An 18,285-nucleotide genomic window follows, 5' to 3' on the forward strand; every position below is an offset into this window, starting at 1 on the left:
ATTATGCAATGGGAAGTGCCAAGGAATGTATATAATCCACAGCCCTGCCCATTTGTAATAATACCTTCCAATATCCCTTCCTCTCAAAACTGGTTTTATTATCTCCTCTGTTCTTTTTCTTTCTTCTTCTGTTTTGCAGTTTGCCAATATCCTGTTTCTTGTTTCTGTATCAATAATAAATGCTTCATTAAAGCCTGTTAAAACACCTCTGTAAATTTTCACATCCCAATCTTTTAATGGTTTTCCAATCTTTTCTATCTTTTCTTTGAGTGCTAAAACCTTTTCATCAGCAAGTGTCCAGGCATTTTCAGAGAGTTTTTCCTGAAGTACTTTGTTTTGATTTTTTCTAATATATTCAATGACATCACCATCAACTTTACCTACATTTACAAATTTTACCTGATGATTATTATTTGGTCTTTCTTTTTGAAACAAGATTATGTTTGTATCTACTGTTTGCTCAAATACAGAATAACCACTAAAATCTATAATCTCTACTATTTTTGTGTTTTCTTTCAAAAATTTTCTTAATTTTTCTCCATATTTTGCTCTCATCCATTTATTACTTGATATATAAGAAAGCACGCCTTTTTCCTTAAGTAATTGATAACCCTTTTCATAAAAGTATACGTAAAGGTCTGCTGTCGATGTGAATACTTCGTAGCCTTGTTTTTCCAAGATTGGTTTTTGGTCTTTTATTCTCTCTTGTCTTACATACGGTGGATTTCCAATCACTATATCAAAGCGGTCATCTATTCCAAACATCCATTCAGGATCAAACCAATTCGCACTTTGAGTTTGACTTAAGAGATCAAAACTAATAATTTCCTCGATGGTTTTATCCGAAAAATAGTTTTTAGAAAGCTCTTCTTTTATTTTGCTCTTTATTTCATTTATTTTCTTTCTTAAATTAGCCTTCTCTTCTCTATTTGTGAGTCTAAAATGTTCTTTATAAAGCTCTTTCAATTCACTTTTGAGTCTCTCCAAAGTATCGTCTTTTGCCAAAGTCATCTGCTTTGGCTTTTCAAGCTCAATAAGTGTATTCGCTGACACAAACTTAGTCTCAAGATGGGGTAAAGGCCTTATCCCATAATTTTCCTTATTTTTATCAATTTTTTGATCTATTATTAAGGATAGGAAAAATCTGAGCTTACATATCTGAATAGCAATAGGCTGTATATCTACTCCATATAATGAATTCTCTATCAAATAAAGCTTTCTTGCGTAGTCTGGATAACTTATGTTTTCATCAAAAATTTCATTTATTTCTTTTAAACGCTTTTCCCTCTCCTCCTTAGCTTTAATCTTCAATATCTTTTCTACCTCTTTTAATGCTTTTTGATCTTGAAGTTTTTTCCATAAGGTATTATATAAATCTATCCTGTTTAAAAGATACACAAGCTTATGCAAAATTCCCATGGGGAAGGCACCAGAACCCACTGCGGGATCTAATACTTTTAGTTTATCTATAGCTTCTATTAATTCCTTCTTTTCTCCATCTGTTAAATTTACTTCTTCTGAATAGGATAATAAAGTCCTTAGTTTTTCTTCATCTATACTTGTTTTATCTTTTAAATAGAAGATTAAAGCTTCTTCAGACATAAAATCCACAATTTCCTTTGGAGTGTAGTAAGACCCTGTCGCTTTACGGGCTGTAGTCTGGGTCTCTGGATTATAAGCTGCAAGAAGATTTTCAAAGATATGTCCCAAAAGCTCTGGATCAAGAGATACTTCTATATCTATGGGGCTATTTTCATCTGCAGTAAAATTATAATCCTTAAGTATATTTATAATCCCCCTTACTTTTTCTTTTTTTCCATCCCCATAAAAGAAAGATAAATCTTCTTCCCTTTCTTCACTGAAGAATAAAAAATCAGGAATTCTTGCCCTTTTATCCTCCCTTCTTGAGAAACCGTCTATATAATTCTTGTCGTCATCAAGACATTCAAAAAGTCCACCATTTATAAAAGGTACATCATCAAAAATTTTTATAAATTCCTTTTCGGGTATTAATAAAAATTTCTCATATCTAAATAAAGTTTTCACCCCAAAAGTTTCTCTATTTTTAGGATATCCTTCGTCTTTCGCCCAAGCCCTTTCATAAGGATATTTATTTAAAACAGCGAAGAAAAGATTTTGTAATATAACATTGTAGTAATAATCTCCATTTCCAAAATTTTTTACAATATTTTTTAGTTCTTCTGGTTTAAAAATTTTATCAGGAATAAGATCCCTTTGTTTTATAAACCAAACAAAGATCAGTCTTGTGATAAGCCTTATAATATTCTCCTCAGGCTTTCCACCTGGGAATTTAGCATACTTTAGTGCCCATGCATACCAATTTTGAATTTCTGCATAAAATTCCTTTGTAAGAGGTTGAATACTGAAGGCAGAAATAATATCTTCAAGAGACTCAAATTTAGCGTTATAAAGGGCTTTAACAAAAGTACGATAAGGACTATTCTTCCCTACAAAGTAGGTATATCTTTTGTAGTAGCTAAAATTTATTTTTGCCCCTGAATATTTTTTGTAAACCAATGAAAATCTAAAATTTCCATCCTTATCATGGAAGACAAAGATTCCAGCATCATAAGGCTCATAGGTATCCTTTAAGATCTCTTTAGCCAAATCATACTGTTTCTTTTTACTGTTTCTTTCTGAAAGCTCTCCTGATACTTTTATAGAGTAGACTACCAGTTTTTTATTATCCTCTAATCTTAAATCCCCAATTTTATAAACTTCATCAAAAACATTTCCCTCATAATTTTTCTTCCTTAAGGGAGAAGTAAAAATTTCGAAATTACCATTTTTAGCCCTTAAAAATCTTTTTAATTTGTCTTGTGTGAAACCTCGAGCAAGATCTTCAATAGCCTCTCTCAAGGTCCCCTCCCTCCCCTAAATTTTATTTCTATTCTCTATAGCTATGATAATTTCTTCCCTATGATTTTTAAAAAATTTCAGGGTCTTTTCAAGAAAATCCTCTCCTATTTCACTTTTCAATTCACTAAGTTTTTCTACAATTTTATCTATATCATCTAATTTTTCGCTTAAAGAATTAATCTCCGAAATAACATATTCAGACAGTGTCCTATATTCTCTTATATCCTCAAGGATATCCGATATAAATTTTTTATAGGGATTTAATTTCTCATCTTTGTTTTCAATAAGTGTTGTTAAAATACTATATGCTTTTGCCCATGAATCATTTGAACTTTCACAACGAGGTTTTATAAAATCTTCCTTTTCAAGGATTTGATGATAATTTTCCCAGAAATGATCACTTAGATTTAATCCTTCCTCATCTTTTTCTGCCTTTATTTTTTCATATACCTTTTCAAAACTTACCGCCTGTGGAGATTTATCTTTGTAATTTTTGTAGCCTACAAAAAGATCTTTCCCCTTCTTCACAAAAACCAGGAGTTCATCTTCTTCTCCTTTTTTTGCTACTTTTACCCTATTAGGTATATTTTGAATTTCATTTTCAATATTGGGATAAATCTCTTTTATTTTTTCAAAATCTCTTCTCAGTTTTGTAAAGAAACTTTCTTCCTCTTCTATATAAGTATTTAATCTTCTATATAATTCCGAGGGCTGAGGTTCCTCATCAGGGTCAAAAATTTTAGCGTCTTCTCCGAGGACATTATGTATCATAAACATTTTTGTCTGAGCAATCTCTCTTGATTTAACTATATCAGAGCCCTTTTCTGTTGGGAAAAAGTTAACAATATAGATTTCATTATATACTTTTTTGGCAATACGATTTATTCTTCCTACCCTCTGAATTACTCTTACAGGATTCCAAGGTATATCATAATTTATTACTACTCCCGCCCTATTAAGGTTAAATCCTTCTGAAAGCTTATCAGTGGTGAGTAAGACATCATATTTAGATTCTTGATCTTCATATTGGGCATCAAAATTTTTGAGAATAGCTTCTATGGTACTCTTGCTTAAATTACCAATAGCAGTTAATAATCTATCTTTAAATTTATTCTTCAAAATTTCTTTTAAATAGTCTGCAGTATCCAAATACTCAGTAAATATAACTACTTTTCTTCCCTCTTTTAGGAATTCCTCCAAACCTTTAATTAATCTTTCAGCTTTTGGATCATTCTCTACAAGTTTTAATTTCTCTACTTCTTCATAAATCCTTTCAAACAGCTTCAAATCTTCTTTAAGATCTTCTACAAATTTTTCTGCATATTTTAAATCCTTTTTTATATCATAGACTTTATAATACTTTTTTGATATATTTTTTTCCTTAAGATCTTTTTCGTACTCCGCTAACTCTTTTAATATTTCTTCAGGCTCTGCAATAACAAGATCTTCCATTAGTTTTCTATCAAGGATAAATTTTCCTGTCTTTTCTACAAATTCAATAGCAGTCTCGTGTATATCTCTAAAACGATGGATACTTTCTTTAAATGCTCCAAAACTGCTCTCAAATCTCTTTACAAGAAGTCTTCTCATGAAATCATATAGGTTCTGTTGAGATACATAAGTAAAATATTCTTTATTATCTTTAAATTCATCTACAAGAGCTTCTATATCTATATCTTTCTCGTATCTTGCAGGGAAGTAAATTGCTCCTGTGAATTTTCCACCATCATAGTGAGAAGCAAAAGTTTGAATCACTTCATCATAGAATAAGGATTGCTCTTTTGTTAATTCAAAGAACCATTCTTGTGGATCTTTTACTTCTGGAAGATCTATCTTTTCTCCATAATATTTCAAATCAAGTCTATTTCTTCTTATTACTATTGGTTCAAGAATTGCTCTAATTTCTTTTGCAAGCTCTTTTGTATAAACCCTTACCTTATCAAGATTTATGTTATCCCCTCCAAAAATCTCTTTGTAATATCTTTTTGCTTTTTTCTTCTTTTTCTCATTCTTTGAATTAAAATAGTTTTTAATGTAGGCTAATTTTCTAAATTCAGTCTCATAAAAGAGAAATTTGGCTTCTAAATTCTCATCCAAAATAATAGTAGACTTTCTTGGAATAGTGAATAATTTTAAAAGAGCAAAAAGATCAGAAGGTCTATTGTTGAAAGGTGTAGCAGTGATGAGTATAACAGTCTTTCCTCTACATATCTCCCTTAAATAATAATAGCTTTGGGTATTCTCATTTCTAAACCGATGAGCCTCGTCCACTATTACTACTTCAATATCATTATTCTTTTTAACAAATTTTAGAGTATCTCTTAATTTTCCAATAGATCTTACTTCCCAATCTCTTAATTCAAAATCATCCAAATATTTTCTCCATCCTGATGTGCGATTTTCATCACCAATAAGATGAGGAGGACATATTACTATTCCTCTCTTACCAAGAGATTTTGCCACAAGACAAGCTATAATGGTTTTTCCAAGTCCAACTACATCTGCAAGAATAGTTCCATTATGAGCGTTACAATTTGCTAATGCTTGGGATACCGCTTCGAGTTGGTAAGAAAATGGTTTATATCCTTTATCTTTCAATATAGATTCAAAATTTTTGCTTATTTTTCTCTTATGAAGATTAAGATAAGTGTAAACCAAATATGCATATGCAACAAAGGGACTTATCTTTCTAAGTAAGCTCTCTTCTTTAATTATTTTTACAATTTTATTTATATCCTCTTCTGAAAATTCCACTGCTTCGTTCCATAGCTCATCAAAATATCTTTCAGCTTCTTCAAAACCATAATCTTTAACTTCCACATTAAATTCTCTTTGTGATTCAAGGCCTGCCTTCGTGAGATTACTACTTCCAGTAATAAAGAGATTTGGGATTACCTCTTTAACTGAGTTATCCATTTTAAATAGATATAATTTTGCGTGATTAGGTTCTGAGGTTTTTCTAAGCTTAATCTTTTTCTCTTTTAAAAGGCTAAGAAAGAGATCTACCTGCTCATAAACATCCTTATTATCTAAATCACAAGAAGTAAAGGCAACTTTTAAGGATTCTAAAAATTTTTCTTTTATTTTGTTATTGCTAAAGGTTTTCTCTATTTTTGCTATCTCATAAAGACCATAATTTCCTTCATCTACATTTAATCCAACAAGAATCTTCAAGTGTTCATCCTTTAATTTACCTTCATTATAGAGTTTTTTTAAAGATTCATATAGCTCTCTTAATCCAGAAAAATAAAAAAAGCCTACAAGAAATTTTAATTCCTCACTTCTTTCTACTAAAGTTTGAATTCTTCTTTTTAAATTTTTCTCCCCAGAATTTGTAATAAAATTACTCATTGAAGGAATCTCTATTCAAATTCAGCTTCCTGCCTCTTGAAGCCTCCTAATAACAAAATCCTTAGGAAGAGAAACTAAAAAGTATCCTGCTCTTGGTCCTGAAGTTTGTTTTAGAAAGGCTAAATATATGAGCTGGAAGGCTCTTTTTCCCTCTACTCCGTGCTCCTGAGCTAAGTTGTATATAAAGTTTTGAAGCTCATCTCCTTGCCAATCTTTTTCTTTTATCTTCTCTGCTAAGTCTTTTAAGAATTCTTTTTCCTTTGGAGAAAAGGTTTTTACAATCTCTGGAGTTTCTTCCTGGAGTTTAAATTTTACTTGAGATGGGGCAAATTTTTCAAGCCAATTTTTTACATACTCTACTCTCTTTAATATTTCATCAAATTTATTAAGCTCTTTTTCATAACCACTTCTTATAAGCATTTCCTTAAGAAGCTCATTATTTCCTAAGGAAATTTGAGTCAAGGTAATTATATGTCTCAAAGGTACCTGAGGACCAGGTTCCTTTGGTACCCCTTTAACTTGAGAAAGCTCATAAACTCTTGCAAGCTCAGCCCATTCCTCCTCAGTACCTTCTAATCTATAATATATTCTTTCTAATCTTTCATAATCCTCTGCCAAGAGAATATATCCATTTACTGGATCAAAATCTATATGTTTATCAGGCTTATATCTCAAAATTAAATATCTTACCCAGGATGGGGGAAGAATCTCTAATATTTCATTTATAGAGATTGCAATCCCCTTTGAGCTGGACATAGCACCTTTACCTTTTAGATATATCCATTCATATATAAAAGGATATGGTGGCTCATACCCAAATATTTCTTTTGTAATTACTTTACCTGTGTCATAAGATCCGCCAGTAGTAGCATGATCTTTACCAAAAGGTTCAACAGTAACTCCAAATATCTTCCATCTTCCAGGCCAGTCTAATCTCCAAGGAAGTTTCGCTTCTCCTTTACTATAGTCTGCAATTCCCGTATGTCCACATTTACATTGATATTCTACCTGATGCTTTTTTACGTCAAAGGAGACTATACTTGTAGTGGTCAATCTTCCGCACTTTTCGCACTTAGGAAGAAGGGGAACAAAGTTTTTCTCCAGATTTCTTCCTGCAATTTCATTGAGGATTTGAGTTATCTTCTCGTTATTCTGTAAAGTTAAATCAATGATCTCTGTATAAAGTCCGTTTTTATAGCTTTCATGAGCCTTTATAACTTTGGGCTCTATTCCTAAAATTTTGATTGCTTCCAAGAAGGGCTCTAAAAAGTGTTCAGCATAGTTTTCGTGACATCCCTCGGGATCTGGTATTTCAGAGATGGGCTTTCCCACATGTTCAGCATAAGAATCAGGAAGAAAAGGATATACTTTTCTTAAAGGATCAAAAGTATCAGCAATATAAATAAATTCTACTTCTGAGCCTTTATCTTGCAAGGCTCTATAAAGAGCATCACCAGTAAGGATCTCCCTCAGGTTCCCAAGATGAATGGGACCTGAGGGAGTAATCCCTGTAGCTACCACGTTTTTTTTGCCTTTAAGACGGATTATCTCTTCTGCGGCTAAATCAGCCCAATGAGGAACCTTCTCTACCATACAGAATACTTCCCTTCGGCAAGCTCGTTACAGAATTTCTCAATATTAGCCAACTCTTGATCAATTATATCTTCTACTGGTTTTGCCACATCATATATTGAAGTTCCATTTTCTAAGATTAATTGAGCTGTAGCAATTTTAGGTTGATCAATGGGTTTTCCAATTTGGCTACATAGCCACACATAGACCTCTTTAATACCTGGTACCTTTTGATAGATCTCTTTGGCAATCTTATGAGTAAGAATGTTATAGATCTTTCCAACATGGCTTACAGGGTTCTTTCCAGCTGCAGCTTCTGTCCCCATTGGACGATTTAATGCAATAACACCATTTACCCTATTTCCTCTTCCTACCTGTCCTGAATCTGCATCTTCCGCTGAAGTTCCAAGCACACTTACATAAATACCGTCCATGCCTCTTTCTGGATCATCCAAGGTATTGATATCAATAGTGATATTTTCAAAATTCTGAGCTCTCTCACTTACAAAATCTTCCACAATACTCTTGATAACTTCTTTCTTTTCAAAATAATCTTTAACGCTGGTTACATATCTATCGATAAGGGGCATTGCTATAGTCAATTGCAAATTCTTCTTTTGTCTAAATGCCATTATTTTAATATCTTCTCCTACCTCTGGATGAATAGCCTTAAACTCTTTTGAGTTTAAATATCTTTCAAGTTCTAATACGATCTTTTCTGTAGAAGTTAAAGGCGCATATCCTACAGCTGCTGAGGTATCATTGGCAGGAAGCAATCCCTTTCTTCTTCTGAAAATAGCTGTAAGTTCTGGAGAACCTGGATAAAGTTCTACCTGAAATTTTACATGTTTATCTGGATCGACAAATCTCAGGTTTTTTCTAAACCATTCCTTTGCTGTTTCAATAGCTATCTCCTCTACAGGTATCCTTATACCATCCACTTCAAAGGTTGCTCTGTCTCCTATGACAAGAAGCATCGGCTTTCTAACTTCGCCGCCTACTCCAAGTTTTCTTTCCACCTCTCCAGCTACAAGCAAACTCTTATCAATATTATGATGTAAAATATTTCCTACACGCTTTATATACTCCTGTGATAAATTTACAGATATCTGGTCCATAATAGCATCACAAATGGAGTCAGGATGTCCTATTCCTTTTCTTTCTACAAGTTCCACACCATGTTCTTCTACTGGCAAAGAATTTAGCTTCTCTACTACAATGTTTCTCATCTCTCCTATCCTCCTTCTTTTTTTTAATAAACAAGCAAAAAAATAATATCATAAGCTAATAAAGATTACAATAAATTAAGGAAAATTTTCAATAAAAAAAGGGAGAAGAATTTTATCTTCTCCCTTTTTTTAAAATAAATTTTAAATCAAAAATTTCCTTTTTTACTTTTTATTGGAATAATATTTATCAATGAAGTTAGAAAGCTTCCTATAATACTCTTTTAATAGTGGATAAAGTTCCCTATATAATCCATACATTTCCTCATACATCTTTGCCCTTTCTGAATTAGGCTCTTCTAAGCTCATCACTTTAACAACTCTATCACAAGCCTCTTCTACACTCTTATAGACACCCACACCAACACCTGCAAGAAGTGCTGCTCCATACGCAGCGCCTTCTGTTACATTTATAGTAGTTATAGGAGTATTAAATACATCTGCAAGAATTTGTCTCCACAATTTGCTTCTTGCACCACCTGCAATGGCTCTTATTTCCTTCATTTCTATCCCAAGATTCTTCATAAGTTCTAAGGAATCTCTAAGTCCAAAGGCTACTCCCTCAAGAACCGATCTCACAAAATAAGGCTTTTTATGTCTCAAACTGATCCCAGCAAATACACCTTTCGCGAGGGGATCTGCATGGGGAGTCCTTTCACCTGTAAGATATGGCAGAAAAATTAGACCCTCAGAGCCAGGAGGCACATTTTCTGCCTCCATAGTTAAAAATTCGTATGGATCTCTACCAGTCCACTTAGAGAGTTCTATTTCTACATCTCCAAAAGAATCTCTAAACCATCTGAAGGATCCACCTGCAGAAAGCATTACTCCCATAGTATGCCATTTACCAGGTACTGCATGACAGAAAGTGTGAAGTCTTCCCTCAGGATCCCCCTCAGGAGTATCCAAGTGAGCAAATATAACCCCTGAAGTTCCTAAGCTTACAAAAAGAATTCCACTTTTGACAATACCACTTCCTACTGCTTGAGAAGCATTATCACCACCACCGCCCACTACAGGAATCCCAGAAGGAAGACCTAATTCCTCAGCTACGCTGGGAAGTAAAGTACCAGTAATTTCTGGTGATTCATATACTTTTGGCATCCACTCTTCTGGAATTTCCAATAAATTTAACATCTCCTTTGACCATTTTCTGTTCTTTACATCAAAAAGCAAAGTTCCCGAGGAGTCAGAAACGTCAGAGGCATATTCTCCTGTTAATCTAAATCTTATATAATCCTTGGGAAGTAGTACTTTATGTACTTTAGAGTAATTTTCTGGCTCATTCTCTCTAAGCCATAATATTTTTGGTGCTGTAAATCCAGTAAGAGCAAGATTTAAAGTAAAGTCTAAAAGCCTCTTTACTCCCCCAACCCTCTCTACAATTTCATCGCATTGCTTAGCAGTCCTTTGATCATTCCACAATATTGCTCTCCTTATTACATTTCCTTTCTCATCCAAAAATACCGAACCATGCATCTGACCAGATAAGCCTATGCCTTTGATTAACTTAGGCGATACTCCTGTCTTATCTATTACGCTAACCACAGCCTCTTTTGTTGCCTTCCACCAATCTTCTGGCTCTTGTTCTGACCAGGATGGAAAAGGAGTATAAAGGGGATATTCTACAGTAGAACTTCCAATTACTCTACCATCATCATCAATAAGTAAAGCTTTAGTACCAGATGTACCAATATCAATTCCTAAAAGCAAATTATTCACCCCACTTCTCAATATGATTTTTTATTAGTTTATAAAAACGTTTTTCTATTTGTCAATATATTAAATTTTTAAAAATAGCTACGCAAAAGTTAGAGATTAGAGAAGATTAAAAAAGTAGGGGGGAAAAAATAATCCCCCCCCCTCTTTTTTACTCCTTCTTAATAGCACTAAATGGACACACTTGGAAACAGATTCCGCACTTTGTACATTTAGATTGATCTATTACATAAGTTCCATCTTCATCTTTATAAATTGCTCCTACAGGACAGTTTCTAAAACATATGGAACATTTTCTGCATTCTTCTCTTATCACCTCATAATGGATTAATGCGGTACATACCTTAGCAGGACATTTTTTATCTCTAATATGGGCTAAATATTCATCTCTGAAATATTTAAGAGTAGTAAGTACAGGGTTCGGAGCCCCCTTACCAAGACCACATAGAGAAGTATTTCTTACCGTATAAGCAAGCTCCTCTAACTCTACTAAGTCTTCCTCTGTACCTTCACCTTTAGTAATCTTGTCAAGAATATCTAACATTCTCTTTGTACCCACCCTACAAGGTACACATTTTCCACAGGACTCATCCTGAGTGAAAGAAAGGAAGAACTTAGCTACATCCACCATACAATTATCTTCATCCATCACAATGAGACCACCAGAACCCATTATGGCTCCAAGAGCAGTTATAGATTCGTAGTCTATTGGAGTATCAAGATATTCTGCCGGAATACAGCCTCCCGCAGGACCTCCTATCTGCACCGCTTTAAATTTCTTACCCCCAGGAATTCCTCCACCAATATCATATACTACTTCCCTTAAGGTAATACCCATGGGAACCTCAATAAGACCAGTCATATTTATCTTTCCTGCAAGAGCAAAAACCTTTGTGCCTTTGCTTTTTTCTGTTCCAAAACTACTAAACCACTCTGCTCCGTTCAAAATTATTGGAGGGATATTTGCCCAAGTTTCCACGTTGTTAATAACAGTAGGCTTACCCCAAAGACCTGAATTAACAGGGAAAGGAGGTCTTGGTCTCGGCATTCCCCTCTTACCTTCAATAGAGGCAATTAAAGCTGTCTCTTCACCACATACAAAAGCCCCTGCTCCTATTCTTATTTCAATATCAAAAGAAAAATCAGTTCCAAGAATATTCTCTCCTAAAAGTCCGTAATTCCTTGCTTGTTCCAGTGCTGCTGTAAGCCTTTTGATAGCAAGAGGATACTCTGCTCTTATATAAACAAATCCCTTTTTAGCACCAATCGCGTATCCTCCAATTAACATTCCCTCAATTACCGAATGAGGATCTCCTTCCATAATACTTCTGTCCATGAAAGCTCCAGGATCACCCTCATCGGCATTACAAACAATATATTTCTCTTCTCCCTTTGCTTTTCTTCCAAGCTCCCACTTTAAGCCTGTTGGAAACCCTGCTCCACCTCTACCTCTAAGGCCTGACTTCTTCACCTCTTCTATTACCTCTTCGGGCTTCATCTCTGTAAGAACCTTTGCAAGGGCAGAATAGCCATCTCTAGCTATATACTCTTCAATATTTAACGGATCAATAAAGCCCACATTTCTCAATGCTATTCTTACCTGATTTTTAAAGAAAGGTAATTCATTAATAGTAGGAATTGTTTTCTTTAATTCTGGCTCCTTAACAAGAAGTCTTTCTACTACTCTACCTTTAAGGAGATGCTCATGAACAATATCTTTGGCATCTTGAGGCTTTAATCTTATGTAAAAAGTACCTTCAGGATAAATAGCCATCACAGGACCTAAATCGCAGGTCCCAAAACAGCCCGTTTCAATTATCTTTACCTCATCGTAAATTCCCGCCTCTTTAAGCTCCCTTTCAAGGGCAGACTTAAAACTTTCCTCTCCTGCAGAAATACATGCTGCTCCTGCACATATTAAAATGTGCGCTCTCTCTGGCATCTTTAAACCTCCTTATCCTATGATGTGTTAATCTTATTCTGTAGAAAGTACGTCTTCAGTAACAATTTGTCCGTTAACAATATGCTGAGCAATAATCTTTCTTGCCTTTTCTGGGGTGACATGCTTATATAAAACCTTAGAGCTTCCTACTTTTTCTACTGATATTAAAGGCTCGTATTCGCAAAGACCAATACACCCAGCTTGGGTCACTACTACATTCTTTAAATTTCTCTTTTCTATTTCATCTAGGATTGCAAGTAAAGTTTCTCTTGCACCTGCAGCAATTCCACATGTCCCCATATGTACCACTATTTTGTCTTTACCCTCAGCACTCCTTGCCTCAAGGTCTGCCTGAGCTTTCTCTTTAATTTTTTTGAGGTCCTCAATAGTAAGTTTTTTACTCATTTTTACCAACCTCCCAAATTTTCATAAATATATTTTTTTAAAAAGGAGATAACTTCTAAACTATTTAAGGGAATACCATTTAATTCCCTTTTCAAATCTTCGGTAGAAAATTCAAAAATGTCTCCGTTCTTTTCAAATTTAAAGTTTAAATTTAAATCAGGGTTTGCTACTATAAGAGACAAAATGGTGCCTGAAATATCCCCCAAAGGAGGAAGATCAATGCAATCATAAGGAACTTCTGCAATAATTTCCGTTCCTTTCCCTACTTCTGATCTAACATTTAGATTTCCATTGCAACTTCTTACTACTTCCCAGAATAAAGGAATCCCTAAACCCACCTTTCTGGTTTTTCTTGTAGTAAAAAAGGGATTCTTTAATTCCTCCAAAACCTCAGGAGGAATTCCTTTTCCATCATCCTTTATCTTTAAAAACAATTTTTTATTTTCCAAATCCTTCTTCATCTCAATATAAATATTTCTAGCTCCAGCCTCTATAGAATTTTGCACCAAATCCAACAAATGAAGAGACAATTCTTTCATTGATGTTCTTTTCTGAAGTTCTCTATCAATTTTTTCAATTTATCAGGAGTAAGCTTTCCATATACTTCTTCGTCAATCATAAGAGCAGGAGCCATACTACAAGCACCAATACACCTTACAAGATCCAAAGAGAAATAACCATCTTCAGTTACTTTACCCTCTTTGAGTCCTATCTGCTCTAAAGCTGTTAATAGATCTGCTGCTCCTTTAACATAACAGGCAGTACCCATACAGAGTCTAATCACATGTTTACCTTGAGGCTCCAACCTAAAGAAGGAATAAAAAGTCACTACTCCATAGATCTCACTTAACGGGATCTTTAGTTTTTCAGATACCATCTCTAAAGCTTCTTTAGGAAGATAACCAAACTTTTCTTGAATTGCATGCAATATCATAATAAGTGAACCTTTAGTAGAGGAAAATTGATCTAAGATTTTTTCCAATTCTCTCTGGGCATAATCTGAAAACTTTAGCTCTACTGCCATAACTATACCTCCATTTCTTCTATTTTTATAATTTTATTTTTTAAGCTAAAGAAGACATCTTCAATTGTTAAACCCTCTACACCTATGAAAGTTCTTGGTTTTTTAATATCATCTAAATAGTGAGCATCAGAAGAAATTATAAAGTTATTTTTTTTTGATATTAAACCATAATTATCCCTCAAAAATTTCTCAATTTTTACTTCCTTCGATAATTCAAGTAAATCATAGTCTAAATTTTCTGGTATAAATCCCAAGTTAGAAAGCACACTAAAATTAGGTTTATCAATATGAGCAAGAATTATAAATCCATCAAACTTTCTTATTAACTTCGTCACTCCTTCTAAGGATAAATTTGTTGAGGTTAACAATAACCTTTCTTCAATTCTTTCTACCTCATCTTTTTCATTAACCACTACTTGAACTCCAAAAAGATTCTCATCATTCTTTTTATCAGGTAAATGATTCCAAATTTCTTTTTGAAACTCATACGCTGAACTGTAATTTTTAAACAATCCTAGTACATGAACTTCTTCTCTTGTTTGAATTTCCATTCCAGGAATAACTAAAATATCCATTTTCTCTCCCCAATAGGAAACTGCAGGGAAATTTTCTACCATGTGGTGATCAGTTATCCCTATTATTCCTAATCCAATTTCTTTTGCTTTTTCAACTATCTTTTTAGGGCTCATATTCCAGTCTCCACAAGGAGAAAGTATGGTATGAATATGAAGATCTACTCCAATCCAAGTCAAATATTTTTGTACTCCTCCTTTACCTTTTTCTTCATAACTGCAGATTCAATACCATGAGAATACAAAATCCCGCTTACTTCAAAAACTATTTTTTCAGTACTTACTAAAATTATCCCTTTCTCTTTCGCAAGATCAATAACATCTTTTGGCACTACTTTTCCTCTGCATACTATTATCATAGGAATGTCTAATATCTCAGCAGTTCTTACAATTTGTGAATTTGTAATACCAGTAATAAGTACCACATCTCTCTCTTCAGAAGTAACCATTGCAAGTACATCGCTCATAAGATCAGCAGCAAAAGCCCTTTTGATATCAATTTCATCAAGCTTTTCTTCACCTACTAAAGCTTTACCTTCAATCAATTCAACCAGTCTCCTACCTTTCATTGTATTCTCTTTACTCCTTTTATTCCAAGCTCATATAACTTCCCCACAATGTTAAAAGCGGTATCTTCAGTACGAGCAAGAATAATCTTTTCTTCTTTTGCCTTTTTTATAGTTTCCTCATCAGGTTTTTGACCAGAAACAAATATGATTGCTTTTATTCCTGCAAGGGTTGCAACAGCAATAGTATTTACATGTGTTTGTATAGTCACCCATACAGAATTCTCAGGAGCATTTGCCATTACAAAGGAAAGTAAATCACATACTATACCATTTTCTACCTCCCAATCTTCATCATAGGGAAAGATTAGCTCAAGCCCAAGTTTATTTATCAATTCACTGATCTTCATTCTCCTCTTCCCTCCGCTTTAAAATAACTGAAGAAGATCTCCTTGATAATTCTTCCATTTCCTTAGCCATCTCCCATAATTTCTCTTTTAAAAGAAAGATACAATCATATACCTGAGCATTACCTCTTACAATATCTTCTGCTAAAGATGCACAAGTGGGTGCCCCACAAGACCCACAATCAAGCCCAGGCAAAATCTGAAGGATTTTTTTCATCTCATCCATTTTCTTTAGAGCTTTATTAATATCTTCATCTAATTTCCATATAGGTCTTGGAGAAATAGGAGACATCCTTACTATTTTGGAAATATGTACTTCAGCAATATCTTTTAACAGATTCGTATTTTCAATTTTTTCTTTGTCTAAATTTTTATAAATAGAGTGCATTCTCTTCTTTGCCAGGTAATAATTTTCAGGATTTAAAACTCCTCCTACACATCCTTCTTCACAGGCTCTAAGTTCCAAAAACTTTATCTCTTGAATTTTATTTCTCTCCAAATCCTCCAATACCTTTACAACCTTCTCTATACCACCTACACTTATTGCTTCTTCTTCATTAAAAATCTGAGATTCTCCCCCTAAAGTTCCACAAAGAATACCCTTAGGATAAAACAATTTTAATATTTCTGATTTATTTTCTTGAAGTTCCTTTTTGACTCTCAAATAAATGTTATCTATGCCTATTACAAAATCTACTCCCTCTTCTTTATTCTCCTTTAAATAACTTGCAAGAGCAGGACAGGGAGTAATGTAAACCAAATTTAATTTCTCATTAGAATAATTTTTGCTCCAATACTCTCTTATAATTTGCCCCATAATCTCAATGGGAGACTTAAAAGGAGATAAATTAGGAATAAGAGTAGGAAAACGTACCTGAATCAGCTCAATTATTGCAGGACAATATGTGGAAATAAGAGGCAGATTATGGGAAGAATTAACATAATCTAATAAAGCATTTTCAAGGAGATAGATAGCATAAGTGGTATCCCATACTTCTTTTGCATTAGTAACTTTTCTGACAGCTTCCTGTATATCGCCAACAGAATATTTTGTGGAAAATTGAGAATAGAATTCAGGAGAGATAATAACTACTATATTATCAAGATAGGCAATACTATCAAGGGTATGAGTAAAACCAAAAGGAGCATGATATGGACAAACTCTAATACATTCTCCACAATCTATACAACGATAAGGAATTATCAAAGACTTACCATTTCTTACTCTCATTGCCTCTGTAGGACAATGCCTTATGCAGTGGATACATCCCCTACATCTTTGAAGATTTATAGCAACGGAATGAATATACTTTTCAGACATTCGTTTCCCTCTTTAAATAAATTCTTGAATGAACTGTGGTTCCTCTTCCCACTATAGAATCAATATGAAGCTCATCAGAGGAATTCTTTATATTAGGAAGTCCCATCCCTGCTCCAAATCCCATCTCCCTTATGTTGTCGGGAGCAGTAGAATAACCAGGTTGCATAGCCAATTCTATGTCAGGTATTCCTGGTCCTTCATCCTCAGCCACAATATCAATATACTCAGGGGTCACTTTTACCCTTAAAACTCCTCTATAAGCATGTATCACAATATTCATTTCTGCCTCGTAGGTTACTACCGCAACTTTTCTTATAATATCAGGACCTATTCCAAGCTGTTGAAGCACTTTTTTCACATTACTAGATGCCACTCCTGCTAAGGCAAAATCTCCACCCATTACTGGATATTCAAGAATAAGAACCGCTTCTTCTTTCTTTTCCTCCTTTATTCCCTCAATATCTTCAACATCTACAAGATTTAATACTATATCCTTTGTGCTCAATATTCCAAGAACCTTGCCTTTTTCGTCTACTACAGGAAATCTTCCAAATCTAAACCGCCTAAACTTTATTAACGCCTCATAAAGGTTATCGTCAGGCTTTAAACACTTAGGATCTCTCACCATATATTTCTCACAAGGAACATTTATATCACCTTTTGCGAGGGCATTAATTACATTTTCTACAGTCACAAGACCAATAAGATTTTCTAAATCATCAACAATAGGAATAGCATCAATTCTCTTAATTCTCATTATTTCTTGAATAGAACGCATATCCTGGTAAGGCCTAAGCCTTACAATGTCTGTATTCATAATATCTTTAACCTTTATCTTCTCAAGATATTCTTTGGGAATTTTCAAGAATCAACATCTACCTTCTTTCCTTTAAATCCAGCGGTGTACAATAATCCACAAGCCTCATACATAGGGTACTTGGTTGAGAGAAGAGGTAAATTAGACTTACGAGCAAGGTCAATAACATCCTTAGGAGGAATCTTTCCTCTTACAAATACTACACCCACCAGATCCAACATTTCTGCAGTTCTTACTACCTGTATAGTTATAAGTCCAGTCAAAAGTAATGCGCCCTCTTCTAACAAACATAGTGCATCACTCATGAGATCTGTAGCTCCAACAATAGAAATTTCTCTATTCAAATTTTCCTCTCCACACAAAACCTGAGCCTTTAAAATTTCTCTGACCTTTCCTAAAGTCATACTCTCTTCCTACATCTTTTTATTTTCACATTTAATTTAAGCACAATAACAATATTATTGTCAATAAAACTTAAATGTGTTATAATCTTAAATTTTTATTAATTATACCTATGTGGGTAAACATTAATTGTTAAATTTT

15 protein-coding genes are annotated in these 18,285 nt (G+C 33.9%); all 15 read right to left on the minus strand.

Translation table 11 applies throughout. The annotated features are described in order from the left end of the window. The coding region (locus tag ACP5QL_RS07360) for an Eco57I restriction-modification methylase domain-containing protein (RefSeq protein WP_428126505.1) at positions 1–2,880 on the minus strand (2,880 nt) is incomplete at its 3' end. Positions 2,881–2,895: 15 nt separating this feature from the next. Continuing rightward, entirely contained in the window at positions 2,896–6,231 is a 3,336-nt protein-coding gene (locus tag ACP5QL_RS07365; protein WP_428126508.1) for a helicase-related protein, read from the minus strand. A gap of 21 nt (positions 6,232–6,252) precedes the next feature. Then, a complete protein-coding gene (gene lysS, locus ACP5QL_RS07370) occupies positions 6,253–7,824 on the minus strand; it encodes a lysine--tRNA ligase (protein WP_428126511.1) in 1,572 nt (523 codons plus the stop codon). Further along, positions 7,818–9,032: a methionine adenosyltransferase gene (locus tag ACP5QL_RS07375; protein ID WP_428126514.1), complete on the minus strand. Its 1,215-nt coding sequence runs from the start codon at positions 9,030–9,032 to the stop codon at positions 7,818–7,820. Before ACP5QL_RS07375 ends, lysS begins: the two co-directional genes overlap by 7 nt. A 162-nt stretch (positions 9,033–9,194) precedes the next feature. Continuing rightward, on the minus strand, positions 9,195–10,751 hold the full coding sequence (gene xylB, locus ACP5QL_RS07380) for a xylulokinase (protein WP_012583285.1): 1,557 nt from the start codon (positions 10,749–10,751) through the stop codon (positions 9,195–9,197). A gap of 148 nt (positions 10,752–10,899) precedes the next feature. Next, entirely contained in the window at positions 10,900–12,690 is a 1,791-nt protein-coding gene (gene nuoF, locus ACP5QL_RS07385) for an NADH-quinone oxidoreductase subunit NuoF (RefSeq protein WP_273334231.1), read from the minus strand. Positions 12,691–12,723: 33 nt separating this feature from the next. Then, positions 12,724–13,095, minus strand: a complete 372-nt coding sequence (locus ACP5QL_RS07390; RefSeq protein ID WP_012583283.1) for a (2Fe-2S) ferredoxin domain-containing protein — start codon at positions 13,093–13,095, stop codon at positions 12,724–12,726. A 2-nt stretch (positions 13,096–13,097) separates the two neighbouring features. Next, positions 13,098–13,634: an ATP-binding protein gene (locus ACP5QL_RS07395; RefSeq protein WP_272995304.1), complete on the minus strand. Its 537-nt coding sequence runs from the start codon at positions 13,632–13,634 to the stop codon at positions 13,098–13,100. Next, positions 13,631–14,119, minus strand: a complete 489-nt coding sequence (gene nuoE / locus ACP5QL_RS07400; protein WP_012583281.1) for an NADH-quinone oxidoreductase subunit NuoE — start codon at positions 14,117–14,119, stop codon at positions 13,631–13,633. The genes ACP5QL_RS07395 and nuoE overlap by 4 nt, the downstream gene beginning before the upstream one ends. Before the next feature lie 2 nt (positions 14,120–14,121). Further along, complete coding sequence (locus ACP5QL_RS07405; RefSeq protein WP_012583280.1) at positions 14,122–14,871, minus strand: PHP domain-containing protein; 750 nt, start codon at positions 14,869–14,871, stop codon at positions 14,122–14,124. Beyond that, entirely contained in the window at positions 14,868–15,260 is a 393-nt protein-coding gene (locus ACP5QL_RS07410; RefSeq protein WP_272995307.1) for a DRTGG domain-containing protein, read from the minus strand. The genes ACP5QL_RS07405 and ACP5QL_RS07410 overlap by 4 nt, the downstream gene beginning before the upstream one ends. Next, the gene (locus tag ACP5QL_RS07415) at positions 15,257–15,607 is read right to left on the minus strand and encodes a serine kinase (protein ID WP_272995309.1); all 351 of its coding nucleotides are present in this window, start codon (positions 15,605–15,607) and stop codon (positions 15,257–15,259) included. Before ACP5QL_RS07415 ends, ACP5QL_RS07410 begins: the two co-directional genes overlap by 4 nt. Next, the gene (locus ACP5QL_RS07420; RefSeq protein ID WP_012583277.1) at positions 15,594–16,925 is read right to left on the minus strand and encodes a [Fe-Fe] hydrogenase large subunit C-terminal domain-containing protein; all 1,332 of its coding nucleotides are present in this window, start codon (positions 16,923–16,925) and stop codon (positions 15,594–15,596) included. The genes ACP5QL_RS07415 and ACP5QL_RS07420 overlap by 14 nt, the downstream gene beginning before the upstream one ends. After that, on the minus strand, positions 16,918–17,790 hold the full coding sequence (locus tag ACP5QL_RS07425; RefSeq protein ID WP_428126526.1) for a CBS domain-containing protein: 873 nt from the start codon (positions 17,788–17,790) through the stop codon (positions 16,918–16,920). Before ACP5QL_RS07425 ends, ACP5QL_RS07420 begins: the two co-directional genes overlap by 8 nt. Further along, complete coding sequence (locus tag ACP5QL_RS07430; protein ID WP_012583275.1) at positions 17,787–18,146, minus strand: PucR family transcriptional regulator ligand-binding domain-containing protein; 360 nt, start codon at positions 18,144–18,146, stop codon at positions 17,787–17,789. Before ACP5QL_RS07430 ends, ACP5QL_RS07425 begins: the two co-directional genes overlap by 4 nt. Positions 18,147–18,285: the final 139 nt, after the last annotated feature.

The organism is Dictyoglomus sp., assembly GCF_049968615.1.
GTDB classification, from domain to species: domain Bacteria; phylum Dictyoglomota; class Dictyoglomia; order Dictyoglomales; family Dictyoglomaceae; genus Dictyoglomus; species Dictyoglomus turgidum.

Coding starts and splice junctions, on each gene's coding strand:
- ACP5QL_RS07365 (WP_428126508.1), bottom strand. CDS start 6,231: ATGAGTAATTTTATTACAAATTCTGGGGAGAAAAATTTAAAAAGAAGA.
- lysS (WP_428126511.1), bottom strand. CDS start 7,824: ATGGTAGAGAAGGTTCCTCATTGGGCTGATTTAGCCGCAGAAGAGATA.
- ACP5QL_RS07375 (WP_428126514.1), bottom strand. CDS start 9,032: ATGAGAAACATTGTAGTAGAGAAGCTAAATTCTTTGCCAGTAGAAGAA.
- nuoF (WP_273334231.1), bottom strand. CDS start 12,690: ATGCCAGAGAGAGCGCACATTTTAATATGTGCAGGAGCAGCATGTATT.
- ACP5QL_RS07390 (WP_012583283.1), bottom strand. CDS start 13,095: ATGAGTAAAAAACTTACTATTGAGGACCTCAAAAAAATTAAAGAGAAA.
- ACP5QL_RS07395 (WP_272995304.1), bottom strand. CDS start 13,634: ATGAAAGAATTGTCTCTTCATTTGTTGGATTTGGTGCAAAATTCTATA.
- nuoE (WP_012583281.1), bottom strand. CDS start 14,119: ATGGCAGTAGAGCTAAAGTTTTCAGATTATGCCCAGAGAGAATTGGAA.
- ACP5QL_RS07410 (WP_272995307.1), bottom strand. CDS start 15,260: ATGAAAGGTAGGAGACTGGTTGAATTGATTGAAGGTAAAGCTTTAGTA.
- ACP5QL_RS07415 (WP_272995309.1), bottom strand. CDS start 15,607: ATGAAGATCAGTGAATTGATAAATAAACTTGGGCTTGAGCTAATCTTT.
- ACP5QL_RS07420 (WP_012583277.1), bottom strand. CDS start 16,925: ATGTCTGAAAAGTATATTCATTCCGTTGCTATAAATCTTCAAAGATGT.
- ACP5QL_RS07430 (WP_012583275.1), bottom strand. CDS start 18,146: ATGACTTTAGGAAAGGTCAGAGAAATTTTAAAGGCTCAGGTTTTGTGT.